Genomic DNA, 15,355 nt, shown 5'->3' with positions numbered 1-15,355 from the left:
AGGGAGCATCCTCCCTCGCTTTTCAGACCTTCGCCGGGACTGGCAGAGGCGCCGCCAGCAGGCGCTCATCAAGCAGCCCCAGACCTTCCTGGAACAACTGATTGCTGCGCTCGGTATCGCCAAGCTGTGCAAGCAGACGGGCCAACTCCGCACAGGTCTCCGGATTGCGCTGCACGCGCAGACTGCTTTCCAGATAGTCACGGGCCTTGCCCCAAAGGCTGGTTTGCAGACACAGGCGTCCAAGGGTCAGCAGCAGGCTCGGATCGGCCGGGTGCTCCTTGAGCCAGCCTTCGGCCGTCTGCAACTGACGCGCAGGATCACTGCCACGAACCAGACCATAAAGCCGCGCCAGATGGCTGTCGTATTTGCGCTTGAGCGCTGCTCGCAGGACCTCTTCGGCCTCGACCTGAGCGCCCAGCTGGCGCAATTGCTCGGCATAGGCCAGTACCAAAGGTGCTTCCTGACGCTGCGCCGAAGTCAGCTGTTCCCACGCCCGCTTGAGCGATTGCAGACCCACCGTACCGTCTTCTTCACGATGCGCTGCCAGCGAGAGATTCTCACCCCAGGCGCGCCGTTCGAGCTCGGCCAGTTCTGCCGGCGGCAGCACTTTGTCCTTGCGCAACTCAGGCAGCAAACGAATCACCGCCGACCATTCGCCACGCTGCTGATGCAGACGTTGCAATTGACGCAACGTCTGCGCGCTGCGCGGATGCCGTTCATGCATTGCCTGCAAGGTCACCAGCGCACCGTCGGTGTCGCCACGGTCGGTTTGCAGTTGGGCGTGACTGAGGGCAATTGCCAATTCGGCTTGCGGCTGACGCTCCAGCGCGCGTTCGAGCAAACGATCACTTTCTTCGTACTGGCCCTGCTCGTTCGCCGCACGTGCGGCGCCGAGGTAATAAAGCAATGGTTGGCGCTCGGCTTCCGCCGCGCGGGTCAGATGCCGTTGCGCACTGGCCCAGCGACCTTCAGCCAGATCCAGCTGCCCGTGCTCGATCGCCACTTGCACGCGGCGGCTGCGATTGCGTCGCGACCACGGATTGACCACGCCGGTGGAGGTCATCACCAGCTCGACCAGCACCTTGATGCCCCAGAACAGCAGCCACAGCACCGCTATCACCGCCAAGGTCGCCCACAGGCTCGATTCGTAGCGGAAGCTCTTGTACGCCACCAGCACGTAACCGGAATGCTCGGCAATCGCCAGGCCCAGCGCTGCCGTCGCGGCGATGACCAGAAACACGATTACATAGAGGCGCTTCATGGGGTCGCCTCCTGCGCAGCATTGGCGGCCGGTTTGGCAAACGGTTTCACCGATTCCTCGGCATTGACGTTACGCCGCTCCAGATACCCCTGCACCGCACTCAAGGTGCCAGTCAGATCCGGCGTCTTGACGGTGACCGGTTCCTTGCTCAGCTCGGAGACCTGTTCCAGCATGACTTTGCTTTGCGGATTGTCCGGGTTGAAATTGCCCTTGAGCACATCGCGTGCCTCGGCCAGCGCCTGGGTGTACACCGCCGCCTGACCGTTGAGCGCCGCCCACTGCGCCTGCTCCAGCGCCAGACTCAGGGCCAGGCGCACCTGGCTCAGGCTTTGCCCGGCCAGCAGCGGTTTGACGTTTTTGTCAGCGTTGAAATCGATGCGGATATAGCGCGACACCTTGTCCCACCACTGCGCCCAGCGACCGGCGCCATCGCCATCGGCGGTCAGCCCCAGCAGGGACTCGCCGCGATCCTTGTACTCCGGCGCCAGCTCGGTGAGGTCGATGACCTGATCGCGCAGCGCGCCGAGACGCAGGAACAGCCCGGTGCGATCCGGCTGTTCGGTGCTGCGCAAGGCGACCAGGGTTTTCGCCACTTGCTCGCGCGCGGCGAAGGAACCCGGATCGTTCTGTTCACGCAGAATTTCATCGGCGCCCTGCACCAGTGCCTGGGCGCTGCTGATGTCCTGCAACGCTGAAAGGCGCAGGCTGGCCAGACGCAGCAAGTGCTCGGCCTCGGCCAGACGCCAGTCCTTGCGGCTGGCGCCGAGGACGGTTTCCAGACGTTGATTGAGGCGCTGCTGATCGCCCTGCAGTTGCGTGACCAGACGCTGGCGCTCGGCGAGCTCGTCAGCACCGGGCAGCTGCGCCAGGCGTTCGGTCAGACGCTGTTCGTTGAGCTTCAGACTCTGCGCCTGATCGTTCAGCGCCTGCACCTGACTCGACTGTTGCTGCGTGTTGTTCTGCAGGTGGCGCACCTGCCAGACACCCCAGCCGCCAATGGCGACACCGGCGGCGCCGAGCAGCAGGGCGACAATTGCCAGTCCATTGCCTCGGCGCGGCTCTTTGGCCGGTGGTGGAGTTTCAACCTGGGCATCGAGCGCAGGCTGGACGTCATCTTTTGGCAAGGCTGTTTCGCTCACGTATCCATCCTTTGCATTAGAAAACGGCACGGGACATTCCCGTAACGCCGTCAGCAAAGCCGCGGCACTCGCGCCGCGGCAATCCACAACTGTTTGAGCCCCGGCGGCACGTGCCAGCTCGGCGACCCTCGGGCTTGGAACAAACAACGGCAACTGCGCAATCTTCGGCCAGGCATCGCCGGCCATCTGCCGCAGGTGCTCGAAACCCTGTCCACTGCTGACCACCAGCCCGTTCAAGCGTTCCGCTTCGATCCGCCGTGGCAGCTCGTTCAGCGGATAGGCTGGCAGTTCACGGCGATACAACTCCAGATACTCGACACTAGCACCAAGCGCGCGCAGGCGCTCGGCGAGCAGTTCACGACCGCCCTCGCCGCGCAGGATCATCACCTGCGCGCCGGGCTGGCTCACCGCCTCGCGCAGACGCGGCAATTGCAGCAAAGCTTCACTGTCATCGCCGTCAACCGGAAAGCTCACATCGAGACCGTGTTCGCGAAGAATGCCTGCGGTCGCCGCGCCGACGCTGAACCACGGCATGCTCAATGGCGGCGCGCCTTCAGACTTGAGCAAGTCCACCGCGATCCGCGCCGCCGGTTTGCTGACCACGATCACTGCGCTGCAAGCGGGCAATCGCGAAATCGCTTGGCGAATAGTGTCAGAGACCGGCAGCGGAACAATGTCCAAAAGCGGCAGACAACTGCTGAAAATCCCGTGCCCGGCCAGCTGTTCGGCCAGCGCCGCGCAGTCGTCTGCCGGGCGCGTCAGCAGCAGGCGCCAGGCTGTCACTCGTGACCCGCCTCGCCGTAGACAGCTTTGAGAATGTCGTCAGCGCCTTGCTTGAGCAAGTCTTCAGCGACCTGCACACCCAAGGTTTCCGCGTCGGCACGCGGCGCCCGGGCTTGGGCACTGAGAAGCTTGCCACCGCTCGGCTCACCGACCAGACCGCGCAACCACAACTGCTCGCCCTCAAGCACGGCGTAGCAGGCGATCGGCACTTGGCAGCCGCCGTTCAAATGTTTGTTGAGGGCGCGTTCGGCGTTCACCCGCGAAGCGGTATCGGCGTGATGCAAAGGTGCGAGCAAGGCGTGGATTTCGTGGTCGGCGCTGCGGCATTCGATGCCGACCGCGCCTTGGCCACCGGCCGGCAGGCTGTCATCGACACTGATCGCCGAAGTGATGCGATCTTCGAAACCCAGGCGGATCAAGCCCGCCGCAGCGAGGATGATCGCGTCGTACTCGCCGGCGTCGAGCTTGGCCAGACGGGTGTTGACGTTGCCACGCAGGAAACGGATCTGCAGATCCGGGCGACGCGCCAGCAATTGCGTTTGCCGACGCAGGCTCGAGGTGCCGACGATGGCACCGGCAGGCAGCGCTTCAAGACTGGCGTAGGTGTTGGAGACGAAAGCATCGCGCGGGTCTTCACGCTCGCAGATGCAAAACAGACCCAAGCCTTGCGGGAAGTCCATCGGCACGTCTTTCATCGAATGCACGGCGATATCAGCTTCGTTTTCCAGCAGCGCGGTTTCCAGTTCCTTGACGAACAGGCCCTTGCCGCCGATCTTCGACAGTGGCGAGTCGAGCAGCTTGTCACCGCGACTGACCATGGGCACCAGCGTCACCAGCAGGCCCGGGTGGGCCGCCTCGAGACGGGCTTTGACGTATTCGGCCTGCCAGAGGGCCAGCGCACTTTTACGGGTGGCGATGCGGATTTCGCGAGGGGACATGGAACAATCCGTACTGAATAGATACGGCGGATAATAACAGCTCAGTCAATTTCACTTTGACCTGAATCAGAACCGGCGCGGCCTCCCTGGCCTGCCATGCCGGGTAAAAGAACTCGAAAGGCCCGGCGAAGACCGGGTCACAGCCCCTGCATCATCTTGCGCACACCGGCAACATGCCGACGGCTGACAATCAGCGCATCGCCATTGAGGCCTTTGAGGAACAACTGGAAATGTCCCAGTGGGGTGCGTTGCAAGCGCTCGATGCGGTCGCGAGCGACCAGCGCGTTGCGGTGGATACGCACAAAGCGTTCGCCGAATTCGTCTTCAAGGGCTTTGAGGGGTTCGTCGAGCAGCACCTCGCCGGCTTCGTGACGCAGGGTCACGTATTTGTGGTCGGCGATGAAGTAGACCACCTGATCCAGCGGAATCAGCTCGATGCCTTTACGGGTCCGTGCGCTGATGTGGCTGCGTGGGCCGTTGCCACTTTCGGCAGCGGGACGGGTCAGGGCCGAGAGTTGCGCCCGGTTGGGACGTTCAGCCCGCTTCAGGGCTTCATTCAAGTGTTCGGTTCGCACAGGTTTCACCACATAGCCCACGGCGCTGGCCTGCAGGGCTTCCACGGCAAATTCATCGGGACTGGTGCAAAACACCACGGCCGGCGGCGTCTCTCGTTCGCACAGTCGGGCAGCAACCTGCAGGCCATCGAGGCCCGGCATGCGGATATCGAGCAGCACGATATCCGGCTTGTGGCTGTCGATCAGCGCTAACGCCTCCTCGCCATTCGTGGCACTGGGCTCCAGGACTGTGTAACCCTCGAGCTCGCTCACCATACGGCTTAGGCGCTCGCGAGCCAGGGGTTCGTCATCAACGATCAGGACATTCATATTGCGCTGGATTCCTGCGTGAGTCTCGCACAAGGATAGCGTAGACAGGTGTAGTGACCTCCGTCACCGCGATCCACGCTAAGACTAGCCCGAGCGCCAAAAAGTGCCGTACGTCGGCCAGCAATATTTGCCAGCGTCCGGGTCGAACGGCTCAGAGCCCAGTGTTTCCTGCGTTTCTCGCGGTGGGTGACCGTTGTACAACTCACCCGCCCCCTCTTCTTATAGCCAGTGGCCGGACCTTTGCATGATCCGCATTCGCACCGACCCTTATGTCCACTGTAGACGTTCGTCGGAACGATATTGCTCAATCAAAAAATATCCTTTTGTAAATTCCTTGCAGACCGCGCCGGACATGCCTGACACATCCGCGAAAAAACGTATCGACCGGTGTCAGCGACAGGATTGGCAACCCTGTTATTATCCGCGCCAGCGTTTCACGCCATTTCTTCAAGCCGATACGAGCGAATTCATGAGCACTGACAAGACCAATCAGTCCTGGGGCGGCCGCTTCAGTGAACCCGTCGACGCCTTCGTCGCCCGCTTCACCGCCTCCGTCACTTTCGACCAGCGCCTGTATCGCCACGACATCATGGGCTCGATCGCCCACGCCACCATGCTGGCCAAGGTCGGCGTGCTGACCGATGCCGAGCGCGACAGCATCATCGATGGCCTGAAGACCATTCAGGGCGAAATCGAGGCCGGCCAGTTCGACTGGCGCGTCGACCTCGAAGACGTGCACATGAACATCGAAGCACGCCTGACCGACCGCATCGGCGTCACCGGTAAAAAGCTCCACACTGGGCGCAGCCGCAACGACCAGGTCGCCACCGATATCCGCCTGTGGCTGCGCGATGAAATCGACCTGATCCTCGCCGAGATCACCCGCCTGCAAAAAGGCCTGCTGGAGCAAGCCGAGCGTGAGGCCGCAAGCATCATGCCGGGCTTCACCCACTTGCAGACCGCGCAGCCGGTAACTTTCGGGCACCACATGCTGGCCTGGTTCGAAATGCTCAGCCGCGACTACGAGCGTCTGGTCGACTGCCGCAAGCGCACCAACCGCATGCCATTGGGCAGCGCCGCACTGGCCGGCACCACCTACCCGATCGACCGCGAATACACCGCGCAACTGCTCGGCTTCGACGCCGTCGGCGGCAACTCGCTGGACAACGTCTCCGATCGTGACTTCGCCATCGAATTCTGCTCGGCCGCAAGCATCGCGATGATGCACCTGTCGCGCTTCTCCGAAGAGCTGGTGCTGTGGACCAGCGCGCAGTTCCAGTTCATCGATCTGCCGGATCGTTTCTGCACTGGCAGCTCGATCATGCCGCAGAAGAAAAACCCTGACGTGCCCGAACTGGTACGCGGCAAGACCGGCCGCGTCTTCGGCGCGCTGATGGGCCTGCTGACCCTGATGAAGGGCCAGCCGCTGGCCTACAACAAGGACAATCAGGAAGACAAGGAGCCGCTGTTCGACGCCGCCGACACCCTGCGCGATTCGCTGCGCGCGTTTGCCGACATGATCCCGGCGATCAAGCCGAAACACGCGATCATGCGTGAAGCGGCACTGCGCGGTTTCTCCACTGCGACTGACCTGGCGGATTATCTGGTGCGCCGTGGCCTGCCGTTCCGTGATTGCCATGAAATCGTTGGCCACGCGGTGAAATACGGCGTGGACACGGGCAAGGATCTGGCCGAGATGAGCCTCGAAGAACTGCGTCAATTCAGCGATCAGATCGAGCAGGACGTGTTTGCCGTGCTGACCCTGGAAGGCTCGGTGAATGCCCGCGACCATATCGGCGGGACTGCGCCGGCGCAGGTCAGGGCTGCGGTGGCGCGCGGTCAGGCCCTGCTGGCCAGCCGCTAGAAGCATCGCGGGCAAGCCCGCTCCCACAGGGTTCTATGTGGAACACAATTTTGCGTTCGACCCATAGCCCTGTGGGAGCTGGCTTGCCAGCGATGACTGACTTCAGAGCGCTACAAAATTCACTTCTTGGCTGCAATCATCGCCAAAAACGCCGGCATCGCCGCGTCTTTATCCGCCGCAATCTTCTGCACGTGCGGATTCTGCTCTAACCGCTCCAGCAGCGCCTTCGCCTGCGGCATCTCGGCCAGCAGATCAATCCCGAACAGCTTCTGCCCGACCGCACAGGCCAGCGGCACGCTGTAGAGGAAATACAAATCGGCAATGCTCAGGCTGTCACCCGCCACATACGGGGCGAACTGGCCGTGGCGGCCGAGTGCCGCGAAGCCCAGCAGCAGCTCCGTCCGGGTCTTCTCTTTGATCGCCTCCGGCAACGTCATACCGAAAAACGCCTCGCCATAGCAGGCACGCCCCGGCAACTCGATGTACAACTCGATCTCCTTCGCAATCGCCAATACCTGCGCGCGCTCGAACGGATCGCTGGGCAGGAGCGGCGTGCCCTTTTGTGATTGTTCGAGGTATTCGAGAATGATCGCGGTTTCGTTGATATAACCGGCGTCGACGCCCAGCACCGGGACCTTGCCGCGCGGGCTGATCGCCAGTGACTCCGGGGTTTGCGCCGGGTAGAACGTCACCTCTTCGAAGGGCAGGCCTTTTTCCAGCAGCGCCAGTTTGACCATGTTGTAGTAGTTGCTGACAGCAAATCCGTAGAGCTTGAACATCACAGAGCCTCCAGGCCGTGCGGGGTGGGCAGTGCCTGTTTATAGATCGCCGCGACGTTTCCCGCCAGCAGCATCACGCCGCTGAATGCGGGTAAACTGGCGCCTTTCCCTGAGGAGCCTGCCATGAGCGAGCCGACAGATATCGTCAACGATGACGACGAAGAAGCATTCACCGAAGCGACGCTGATCGAAGCCATCGAGAACCAAATCGAAAGCGACACCCCCCCAGCGGCCAAGGCGACATTGAACAAGCTGACTCTGGTCGGTATGGAGCGCGAAGAGATCCTCAACCTCATGGCTCACGTGCTTGCCTATGAGATTGACGCGATGCTCGATGAAGACCGCGCGTTCAACACCGAATGGTATGAAGCGGCCTTGCGCGCATTGCCAGAGCTGCCACCGGAAAAGCTCTAAAATCAAAAGATCGCAGCCTTCGGCAGCTCCTGCACCAATCTCCTGTAGGAGCTGCCGAAGGCTGCGATCTTTTTTATGCGGACTACACTGGAATTCGCCTCAAGACAAAATCCCCTGATCCGAGCACTGGACATGCTGCACCAGCGGGTTCACCTTAGGGGCGCTGTCGTCCAATTCCTAGAAAGTCTGGAGTCCTTATGTCGCTTACCCCTGAGTTGGTTGCCGAACTGGAAGTCCTTGCACTCTTCAACCTGGACAGTTCCCAGGAAGGTCTGAAAATTCATCAGACCGCTGCCCCGAAACACATAGCCGCCGCCAAACGCCTCTTCGAAAAAGAACTCACCGACCAGCCCGATGGCGGTTATCTGACCAGCCTCGGCCGCGATGCCGCGCAAAACGTGCAGACCGTACTGACGATTCTGAGAGAGCAGGAAACCGCCTGACTTTTTCCGACTTTGCCCACGGAAACTCCTGCCACGGGATTTCCGCGGGCCAGCCTGATCACTGCCGATGAAAATCTGACGTCAAAAAACAAATTCAGCTTAAACCTCCTGCTGCGCAGAGGCTAAACTGCGGCCATTCCGAGACCCTCTACGTCCGAGCCTGCAAGCCGGTTTGAGCTGACATGACGCGCACCCACGAAATCCGCCCCGACCTGGACGAAGGCATCGACCGCAAGGTACTCAGCCAACTGCGCGCCCGTTTTCTCAAACTCAATGAAGGCCGCCTCGGCCGCGCCCTCGAAGGTTTGTCGACGCGCCAGCAAAGCGTGCTGACGCTGTTGCCGCTGTTCTTTCACGTCAATCATCCGTTGCTGCCCGGCTATGTCTCGGGCAGTACGCCGGCCGGTCTCTCGAATTATGAGCCGGACGCCAATGCGCTGACCGAGGCGCAGCGCCTGACCCGCTCGTTTTCTTACAAACCGCGCCATGGCAGCAACCCGCCGCGACCGATTCACGGTTTGTTCCTGATGGGCAGCCTCGGCACGCTGGCACAGGCCGATCAGAGCGACATGGATGTGTGGGTCTGCCATGCCCCAGATCTGAGCGAAAGCGAACTCGCCGAGCTACGCAAGAAATGCCAGTTGCTGGAAACCTGGGCCGCGAGCCAGGGTGCCGAAGCGCATTTCTTCCTGATCGACCCGGCGCGCTTCGTCAAAGGCGAACGTGATGCTCAGCTCAGTTCGGAAAACTGCGGCAGCACCCAGCACTATCTGCTGCTCGACGAGTTTTATCGCACGGCGATCTGGCTGGCCGGGCGCACGCCGATCTGGTGGCTGGTGCCAGTCTATGAAGAAACAGCCTACGACGCTTACACCCACACCCTGCTGTCTAAACGCTTTATTCGCGCCGATGAAACCCTCGATCTCGGGCCGATGGCGACCATTCCGCCCGGGGAATTCATCGGTGCCGGATTGTGGCAGTTGTTCAAAGGCATCGAGTCGCCCTACAAGTCGGTGCTCAAACTGCTGCTGACCGAGGTGTACGCCAGCGAACATCCGCAAGTGCAGTGCCTGAGCCTGCGCTTCAAGAAAGCCGTGTTCGCCAATCAGCTCGATCTCGATGAGCTTGACCCGTACATGGTCGTGTACCGGCGTATCGAGGAATACCTGATCGCCCGCAACGAGCCGGAACGTCTTGAGCTGGTGCGCCGCGCGCTGTATCTGAAGGTCAACCGCAAGCTCACCGGCAACAGCCGCAGTCAGGGTTGGCAACGCGCACTGCTCGAACGCCTGGCCGGCGAGTGGCACTGGGATCAGCGGCAACTGGCGCTGCTCGACAGCCGCAGTCAGTGGAAAGTCCGCCAGGTCAGCGCCGAGCGCCGCGCGCTGGTCAACGAACTCAATTACAGCTATCGCTTCCTGACCCAGTTCGCCCGCAGCGAACAGACTGTCAGCCTGATCAACAAGCGCGACCTCAATGTGCTTGGCCGTCGACTCTACGCGGCATTCGAGCGCAAGGCCGACAAGGTCGAGTTCATCAATCCGGGCATCGCCCCGGACCTGGCCGAAGATACCCTGACCCTGGTGCAGTCGCCGAACAAAAAGGAGCCGGGGCAGACCCAGTGGGGTTTGTACAACGGCAGCCTGACGGCGCTGGAGTGGGAACATTTCGCGCCGATCAAGCGCAGTCGCGAGCTACTTGAACTGCTGACCTGGTGCCACCGCAACGGCGTGATCGACAGCAGCACCCGCCTGGCCCTGCATCCGGGCACCAGCGACTTGAGCGAGTTCGAGCTGTTCAACCTGCTCGGCAGCCTGCAGCAGTGCATCGCCCTGCCCTTGTCCACCGTCGCCGAAGAGCCCTTGCTGCGCGCCGCCGTGCCCAGCGAAGTGCTGCTGCTGATCAACGTCGGCGTCGATCCGCTCAAGCATCACCGTGATCTGAACATTTTGATGACCACCGAGCGCACCGACTCGCTGAGCTATGCCGGTGTGCGCGAGAACCTGGTGCTGACCCTCGATCAGGTCACGCTCAACAGCTGGAACGAAGTGCTGGTCAATCGTTTCGACGGCCCGCATGCGCTGCTCGACTGCCTGCGCGATTACCTCAACAACCTGCCGCGCGGCCCGGTGCAGCCTTCGCTGAAAGTGCGCTGCTTCTGCCACAACCGCGCGCAATTCATTGCCCGCCGCGTTGAGGAAATCGTCGACACCGCGCAGACCCTGTTGCTCAGCGAGCTGAATCACCGCTACCTGATTCAGGTGCAGCAGCACTATCACGTGCTGGAGCTGGTGCCGGGTCAGGTCAACCATGTCGCCCTCGCCACCCTGCCGGCGCTGCTCGATTATCTGGGCGAAGAACAACCGCGCTACAGCCCGCTGCACCTCGACCCGATGGCGCTGGAAGATCACGATCTGGCGCTGATCCTGCCGATGGGTCAGCCGGAGTGCATTCAAGTGTTCTATCGCATCAGTGAACAGCAGGCGGAGCTGTACGTGCTGGATGAATTCAATGCGCTGTGGCAACAACATCTGCCGTACCACGACGAGCAGAGTCTGCTGGTGCCGCTGCAGCGTTTTCTGCAATCGATCCAGTACCGCCGTGAAGCGCAATTGCCGATGGACGGTGGCCCTGCGGGCAGCCCCGAGACTTTGTATTACCAGCTGTTGCCGTCAGGCCCGGGGCGCTCGCGCAGGGTCGAAACCCGACCAGCACCGCAGACCCCGGTGAACAAACCGTTCTACGACGTGCAGGCAATCATCGGCAAAGCCGCACCCGGCGAAGTGCAGGTCACCTTGTACTGCAATCAGCGGGAATTCAGCGAGCTGGAGCATGGCGACCAGTTGTTCAGCGTGGTCGCCCGGGAGATCGTCGAGCAGCGTCGCGAGACCGAGCGTTATCGCTGCTACATCACCGACCTCGACCTGTCGGGTCTGCTCGGTGACGGGCACAGTTCAAGCAATCTGTATCTGCGCTACAAGGCGGACCTGGAGCGCTCGTTGAATGAAGCGCTCGAACAGGTTTGAAGCGGGGATTTATTCGGGAAAGGCGCCGCCGTTGACCGGTTGCGATTCCACTTCCAGCAAGGTCAGTTTCAGCGATTTGCCGCCCGGCGCCGGCCAATCGATATGCTGACCGACCTTCAGGCCCAGCAGCGCACTGCCGACCGGCGCCAGAATGGAAATTTTGCCTTCGTCGGCGTTGGCGTCCTTGGGATAGACCAGCGTCAGGTGGTAATCCTTGCCACTGCCTTCTTCGCGGCAATGCACGCGGGAATTCATGGTCACGACATCGGCGGGCACTTCATCGTGGCCGACCACGGTATCGGCGCGGTCCAGCTCGGTTTGCAGCGCAATCACGCCCGGCGCAGCCTGGTCTTTGTCGCTCAGGCTGTCGATCAGGCGCTCCAGACGTTGCACGTCCAGACGGGTAAGGGTGATGGAAGGTGCGGTCATGATCCAGGCAGACTCCTTTCTTCTGCACAAAAAAAGCAAAACCCCGCCAAAAAAGACGGGGTTTTCACCGTGCCTCGGTGGTTTGAGGCGTTCGCGGACACTATCACAGCTCAAAAAATATACAAGTCACGCCCTTTTTTGCCTGGGTGAAACCCTTGTGGCGAGGGGATTTATCCCCGTTCGGCTGCGCAGCAGCCGTATAGATTTTGGGGCCGCTACGCGACCCAACGGGGATAAATCCCCTCGCCACGATATCAACAGGCTTGGGATTTTCGTGCGGTAGCCTGCTGGCAAATCACCCGGCGCCGCTGATCATCCGCCGAGCGCCACTCGCGAATGTCCTCGACGTGGCGCGCACAGCCGAGACAGACTTTCTGTTCGTCCAGTCGGCATACGCCGGTGCAGGGCGAAGGCACCGCCGGGCTGACGTTGCTGTAGAGCGGTTTCGGCGGGCGAACAGGCGCGGCATCCGTCACGAATCACAGACCTTCGAAATCGAATTCGGCGCCAGCCTGCTGCTTGACGAGGCGCTGCAGCATTTCGCCCAATTGCTCTTCGCTCTTGTCGCACATCCAGCGCTCGCTTTCTTCGTCATAGTCGAAGTGGAAACCACCGGACACGGCCGCCAGCCACAGCTGACGCAACGGCTCCTGGCGGCTGAAGATCAGCTGCGAGCCATTTTCGAACTTGACGGTCAAGACACCTGCCGAGCTCTCCAGGTCGATATCCAGGTCGCTGTCATCAAAGATATCTTCCAGCGTCTGCTGGGTAGCATCGACCAGATCGTGGAAACGGGCTTCGGACAAACTCATTGCGGCAACCTCAAAAATGTCTGATCAGGCTCAAGCGCCGAAAGATACGGACGCTGCCGACCGATTGCAAAGATTAACGACCAAGCACCTGTCGGCCCATCCAGCACCGCCCCCGTGGGAGCGAGCCTGCTCGCGAAAGCGGTGTGTCAGGCAACGAGCCTGTTGAATTTGCCGACGCCTTCGCGAGCAGGCTCGCTCCCACAGGGATGATGCGCATCACAGGAGCCCCGCCGGACGGGAACCCCCTCGCATAGGCAAGCTGCCGGGTGGCCGGTATACTCCGGCGCAATTAACGCATTTTCAAGGATTTCGCCATGAAGCGCCTGATCTCTTCCCTTGCTGCGCTCGTCGCGGTTGCCTGCCTCGTTTCGGCCTGTGGTCAAAAAGGCCCGCTGTACCTGCCGGATGACGATCAGGACCCGGCCGAACAAGCCCAGTCTTCGCAGAAGCAGCCATCCAAGGCTCATAAGCACGACGTTTACTAAGGGATCGCCATGGACGCTTTTAACTACCGTGGCGGGGAGCTGTTCGCGGAAGGTGTGGCGCTGTCCGCCATCGCCGACCGCTTCGGCACGCCCACCTATGTCTACTCGCGCGCGCACATCGAAGCGCAATATCTGGCCTACGCCGATGCGCTGGCCGGCATGCCGCATCTGGTCTGCTTCGCGGTCAAAGCCAACTCCAACCTCGGTGTGCTGAATGTCCTGGCCCGTCTCGGCGCCGGTTTCGACATCGTTTCCCGAGGCGAGCTGGAACGTGTACTGGCCGCAGGTGGCAGCGCCGACAAGATCGTTTTCTCCGGCGTCGGCAAGACCCGTGACGACATGCGCCGCGCCCTCGAAGTCGGCGTGCACTGCTTCAACGTCGAGTCCACCGATGAGCTCGAGCGCCTGCAAGTAGTCGCCGCCGAGCTGGGTGTTCGCGCCCCGGTTTCGCTGCGCGTGAACCCGGACGTCGATGCCGGCACCCACCCGTACATTTCCACCGGTCTCAAAGAGAACAAGTTCGGCATCGCCATTGCCGATGCCGAAGACGTGTACGTGCGCGCCGCGCATCTGCCGAACCTGGAAGTGGTCGGTGTTGACTGCCATATCGGTTCGCAACTGACCACCCTGCCGCCGTTCATTGATGCGCTCGATCGCCTGCTGGATCTGGTCGACCGCCTCGGCGATTGCGGCATTCACCTGCGCCACATCGATCTCGGTGGTGGTTTGGGCGTGCGTTATCGCGATGAAGAGCCGCCATTGGCTGCCGATTACATCAAGGCTGTGCGCGAACGTCTCGACGGGCGTGATCTGGCGCTGGTGTTCGAGCCAGGCCGCTTCATCGTTGCCAATGGCGGCGTGTTGCTGACACAGGTCGAATACCTCAAGCACACCGAGCACAAGGATTTCGCCATCGTCGATGCGGCGATGAACGACCTCATCCGTCCAGCGCTGTATCAGGCATGGATGGACGTCACCGCGGTGAAACCGCGCGACAGCGCTGCACGCAAGTACGACATCGTCGGCCCGATCTGCGAAACCGGCGACTTCCTCGCCAAGGACCGCGAGCTGGCGCTGGAAGAAGGCGATCTGCTGGCGGTGCATTCGGCCGGCGCCTACGGTTTTGTCATGAGTTCCAACTACAACACCCGTGGCCGTGCTGCCGAGGTGCTGGTGGATGGTGATCAGGTTTTTGAAGTGCGTCGCCGCGAAACCGTGGCCGAGCTGTTTGCCGGCGAAAGCCTGCTGCCGGAGTAACCCATGCTGCTGCGTTTTACCAAAATGCACGGCCTGGGCAACGACTTCATGGTCCTCGACCTGGTCAGCCAGCACGCGCACATTCAGCCCAAACACGCCAAGCAATGGGGCGATCGCCACACCGGTATCGGTTTCGACCAGTTGCTGATCGTCGAAGCGCCGAGCAACCCGGACGTGGACTTTCGCTACCGGATCTTCAACTCCGACGGCTCGGAAGTGGAGCAGTGCGGCAACGGTGCGCGCTGCTTCGCCCGCTTCGTGCTCGACAAGCGTCTGACCGCCAAGCGGCAGATCCGCGTCGAGACCAAGGGCGGCATCATCGAACTGGACGTGCGTAACGACGGCCAGATCGGCGTCAACATGGGCGCGCCGCGCCTGGTGCCGGCAGACATTCCATTCCAGGCGCCGGCCCAGGCCAGCAGCTATCAGCTGGAAGTCGATGGCACCACGGTCGAACTGGCCGCCGTGTCGATGGGCAATCCCCATGCGGTCATTCGCGTGGACGACATCAACAGCGCACCGGTGCATGAACTGGGGCCGAAGATCGAACACCACCCGCGCTTTCCGGCGCGGGTCAATGTCGGCTTCCTTCAGGTCATCGATCGCCATCGCGCGCAACTGCGTGTTTGGGAGCGCGGCGCCGGGGAAACCCAGGCCTGCGGCACCGGCGCCTGTGCGGCGGCGGTGGCGGCCATCAGTCAGGGGTGGATGGATTCGCCGCTGTTGATCGACCTGCCCGGCGGGCGTCTGTCCATCGAGTGGGCCGGCCCGGGCGAACCGGTATTGATGACCGGTCCGGCAGTGCGTGTATACGAAGGACAAGTGCGTCTTTGAGCGAGCA

General features: G+C 61.7%; 16 protein-coding genes and 2 pseudogenes. 7 read left to right on the top strand and 11 right to left on the bottom strand.

The features are described 5' to 3' along the window. Nucleotides 1-22: 22 nt before the first annotated feature. The 6 genes and pseudogenes from ACV8MC_RS07660 to ACV8MC_RS07635 all read right to left on the bottom strand — a co-directional run. Nucleotides 23-1,261: a heme biosynthesis protein HemY gene (locus ACV8MC_RS07660; protein WP_041476923.1), complete on the bottom strand. Its 1,239-nt coding sequence runs from the start codon at nt 1,259-1,261 to the stop codon at nt 23-25. Further along, nucleotides 1,258-2,400, bottom strand: coding sequence for a uroporphyrinogen-III C-methyltransferase (locus ACV8MC_RS07655; RefSeq protein ID WP_056791721.1), 1,143 nt, complete (start codon nt 2,398-2,400; stop codon nt 1,258-1,260). Before ACV8MC_RS07655 ends, ACV8MC_RS07660 begins: the two co-directional genes overlap by 4 nt. Nucleotides 2,401-2,484: 84 nt before the next feature. Continuing rightward, a pseudogene (locus ACV8MC_RS07650) lies at nt 2,485-3,183 on the bottom strand (uroporphyrinogen-III synthase); the annotation flags it as partial. Continuing rightward, the gene (gene hemC, locus ACV8MC_RS07645; protein WP_252868458.1) at nt 3,180-4,121 is read right to left on the bottom strand and encodes a hydroxymethylbilane synthase; all 942 of its coding nucleotides are present in this window, start codon (nt 4,119-4,121) and stop codon (nt 3,180-3,182) included. The gene hemC and the pseudogene ACV8MC_RS07650, both read right to left, overlap by 4 nt. Before the next feature lie 137 nt (nt 4,122-4,258). Then, nucleotides 4,259-5,005, bottom strand: a complete 747-nt coding sequence (locus ACV8MC_RS07640; protein WP_016772598.1) for a LytR/AlgR family response regulator transcription factor — start codon at nt 5,003-5,005, stop codon at nt 4,259-4,261. Continuing rightward, a pseudogene (locus ACV8MC_RS07635) lies at nt 5,002-5,157 on the bottom strand (sensor histidine kinase); the annotation flags it as partial. The pseudogene ACV8MC_RS07635 and the gene ACV8MC_RS07640, both read right to left, overlap by 4 nt. Before the next feature lie 317 nt (nt 5,158-5,474). Here ACV8MC_RS07635 and argH point away from each other — a divergent pair. Further along, entirely contained in the window at nt 5,475-6,869 is a 1,395-nt protein-coding gene (gene argH, locus ACV8MC_RS07630) for an argininosuccinate lyase (RefSeq protein ID WP_056791653.1), read from the top strand. Between the two features lie 119 nt (nt 6,870-6,988). Here argH and ACV8MC_RS07625 read toward each other — a convergent pair whose 3' ends face one another. Together ACV8MC_RS07625 and ACV8MC_RS07620 are read right to left on the bottom strand one after the other, a co-directional pair. Continuing rightward, entirely contained in the window at nt 6,989-7,648 is a 660-nt protein-coding gene (locus tag ACV8MC_RS07625) for a glutathione S-transferase family protein (protein WP_056791651.1), read from the bottom strand. After that, nucleotides 7,648-7,773: a hypothetical protein gene (locus ACV8MC_RS07620; RefSeq protein WP_263596261.1), complete on the bottom strand. Its 126-nt coding sequence runs from the start codon at nt 7,771-7,773 to the stop codon at nt 7,648-7,650. Before ACV8MC_RS07620 ends, ACV8MC_RS07625 begins: the two co-directional genes overlap by 1 nt. On the opposite strand from ACV8MC_RS07620, the gene ACV8MC_RS07615 reads away from it, so the two are divergent. The 3 genes from ACV8MC_RS07615 (at nt 7,772) to ACV8MC_RS07605 (ending at nt 11,531) form a co-directional block, all read left to right on the top strand. Further along, nucleotides 7,772-8,062: a hypothetical protein gene (locus tag ACV8MC_RS07615; RefSeq protein ID WP_095181258.1), complete on the top strand. Its 291-nt coding sequence runs from the start codon at nt 7,772-7,774 to the stop codon at nt 8,060-8,062. The two genes, ACV8MC_RS07620 and ACV8MC_RS07615, sit on opposite strands and share 2 nt — an antisense overlap. Before the next feature lie 197 nt (nt 8,063-8,259). Then, on the top strand, nt 8,260-8,505 hold the full coding sequence (locus ACV8MC_RS07610; RefSeq protein WP_003229392.1) for a TIGR02647 family protein: 246 nt from the start codon (nt 8,260-8,262) through the stop codon (nt 8,503-8,505). Nucleotides 8,506-8,687: 182 nt separating this feature from the next. After that, nucleotides 8,688-11,531: a class I adenylate cyclase gene (locus tag ACV8MC_RS07605; RefSeq protein ID WP_315434575.1), complete on the top strand. Its 2,844-nt coding sequence runs from the start codon at nt 8,688-8,690 to the stop codon at nt 11,529-11,531. A 9-nt stretch (nt 11,532-11,540) separates the two neighbouring features. Here the strand turns inward: ACV8MC_RS07605 and rnk are convergent, their stop codons facing one another. The 3 genes from rnk to cyaY form a co-directional block, all read right to left on the bottom strand. Next, the gene (rnk, locus tag ACV8MC_RS07600; protein WP_024014769.1) at nt 11,541-11,960 is read right to left on the bottom strand and encodes a nucleoside diphosphate kinase regulator; all 420 of its coding nucleotides are present in this window, start codon (nt 11,958-11,960) and stop codon (nt 11,541-11,543) included. A gap of 254 nt (nt 11,961-12,214) precedes the next feature. Next, the gene (locus ACV8MC_RS07595) at nt 12,215-12,436 is read right to left on the bottom strand and encodes a DUF1289 domain-containing protein (RefSeq protein ID WP_076564524.1); all 222 of its coding nucleotides are present in this window, start codon (nt 12,434-12,436) and stop codon (nt 12,215-12,217) included. A 3-nt stretch (nt 12,437-12,439) separates the two neighbouring features. Next, nucleotides 12,440-12,772 (bottom strand): iron donor protein CyaY, encoded by a 333-nt coding sequence (cyaY, locus tag ACV8MC_RS07590; protein ID WP_056791639.1) that lies wholly within the window; start codon nt 12,770-12,772, stop codon nt 12,440-12,442. 314 nt (nt 12,773-13,086) lie between these two features. Between cyaY and lptM the strand changes: the two genes are divergently transcribed. The 3 genes from lptM to dapF are packed head-to-tail and all read left to right on the top strand — an operon-like array spanning nt 13,087 to nt 15,348. Beyond that, entirely contained in the window at nt 13,087-13,257 is a 171-nt protein-coding gene (gene lptM, locus ACV8MC_RS07585) for an LPS translocon maturation chaperone LptM (RefSeq protein ID WP_016772589.1), read from the top strand. 9 nt (nt 13,258-13,266) lie between these two features. Next, entirely contained in the window at nt 13,267-14,514 is a 1,248-nt protein-coding gene (gene lysA / locus ACV8MC_RS07580) for a diaminopimelate decarboxylase (RefSeq protein WP_056791636.1), read from the top strand. A gap of 3 nt (nt 14,515-14,517) precedes the next feature. Then, complete coding sequence (dapF, locus tag ACV8MC_RS07575) at nt 14,518-15,348, top strand: diaminopimelate epimerase (protein WP_041476933.1); 831 nt, start codon at nt 14,518-14,520, stop codon at nt 15,346-15,348. The last annotated feature ends 7 nt before the right edge of the window (nt 15,349-15,355 follow it).

It is taken from the genome of Pseudomonas sp. PK-RTE-24 (assembly GCF_054052265.1).
The sequence above is the reverse complement of the archived record's forward strand: the minus strand, read 5'-3'. Positions and strand labels throughout refer to the sequence as shown.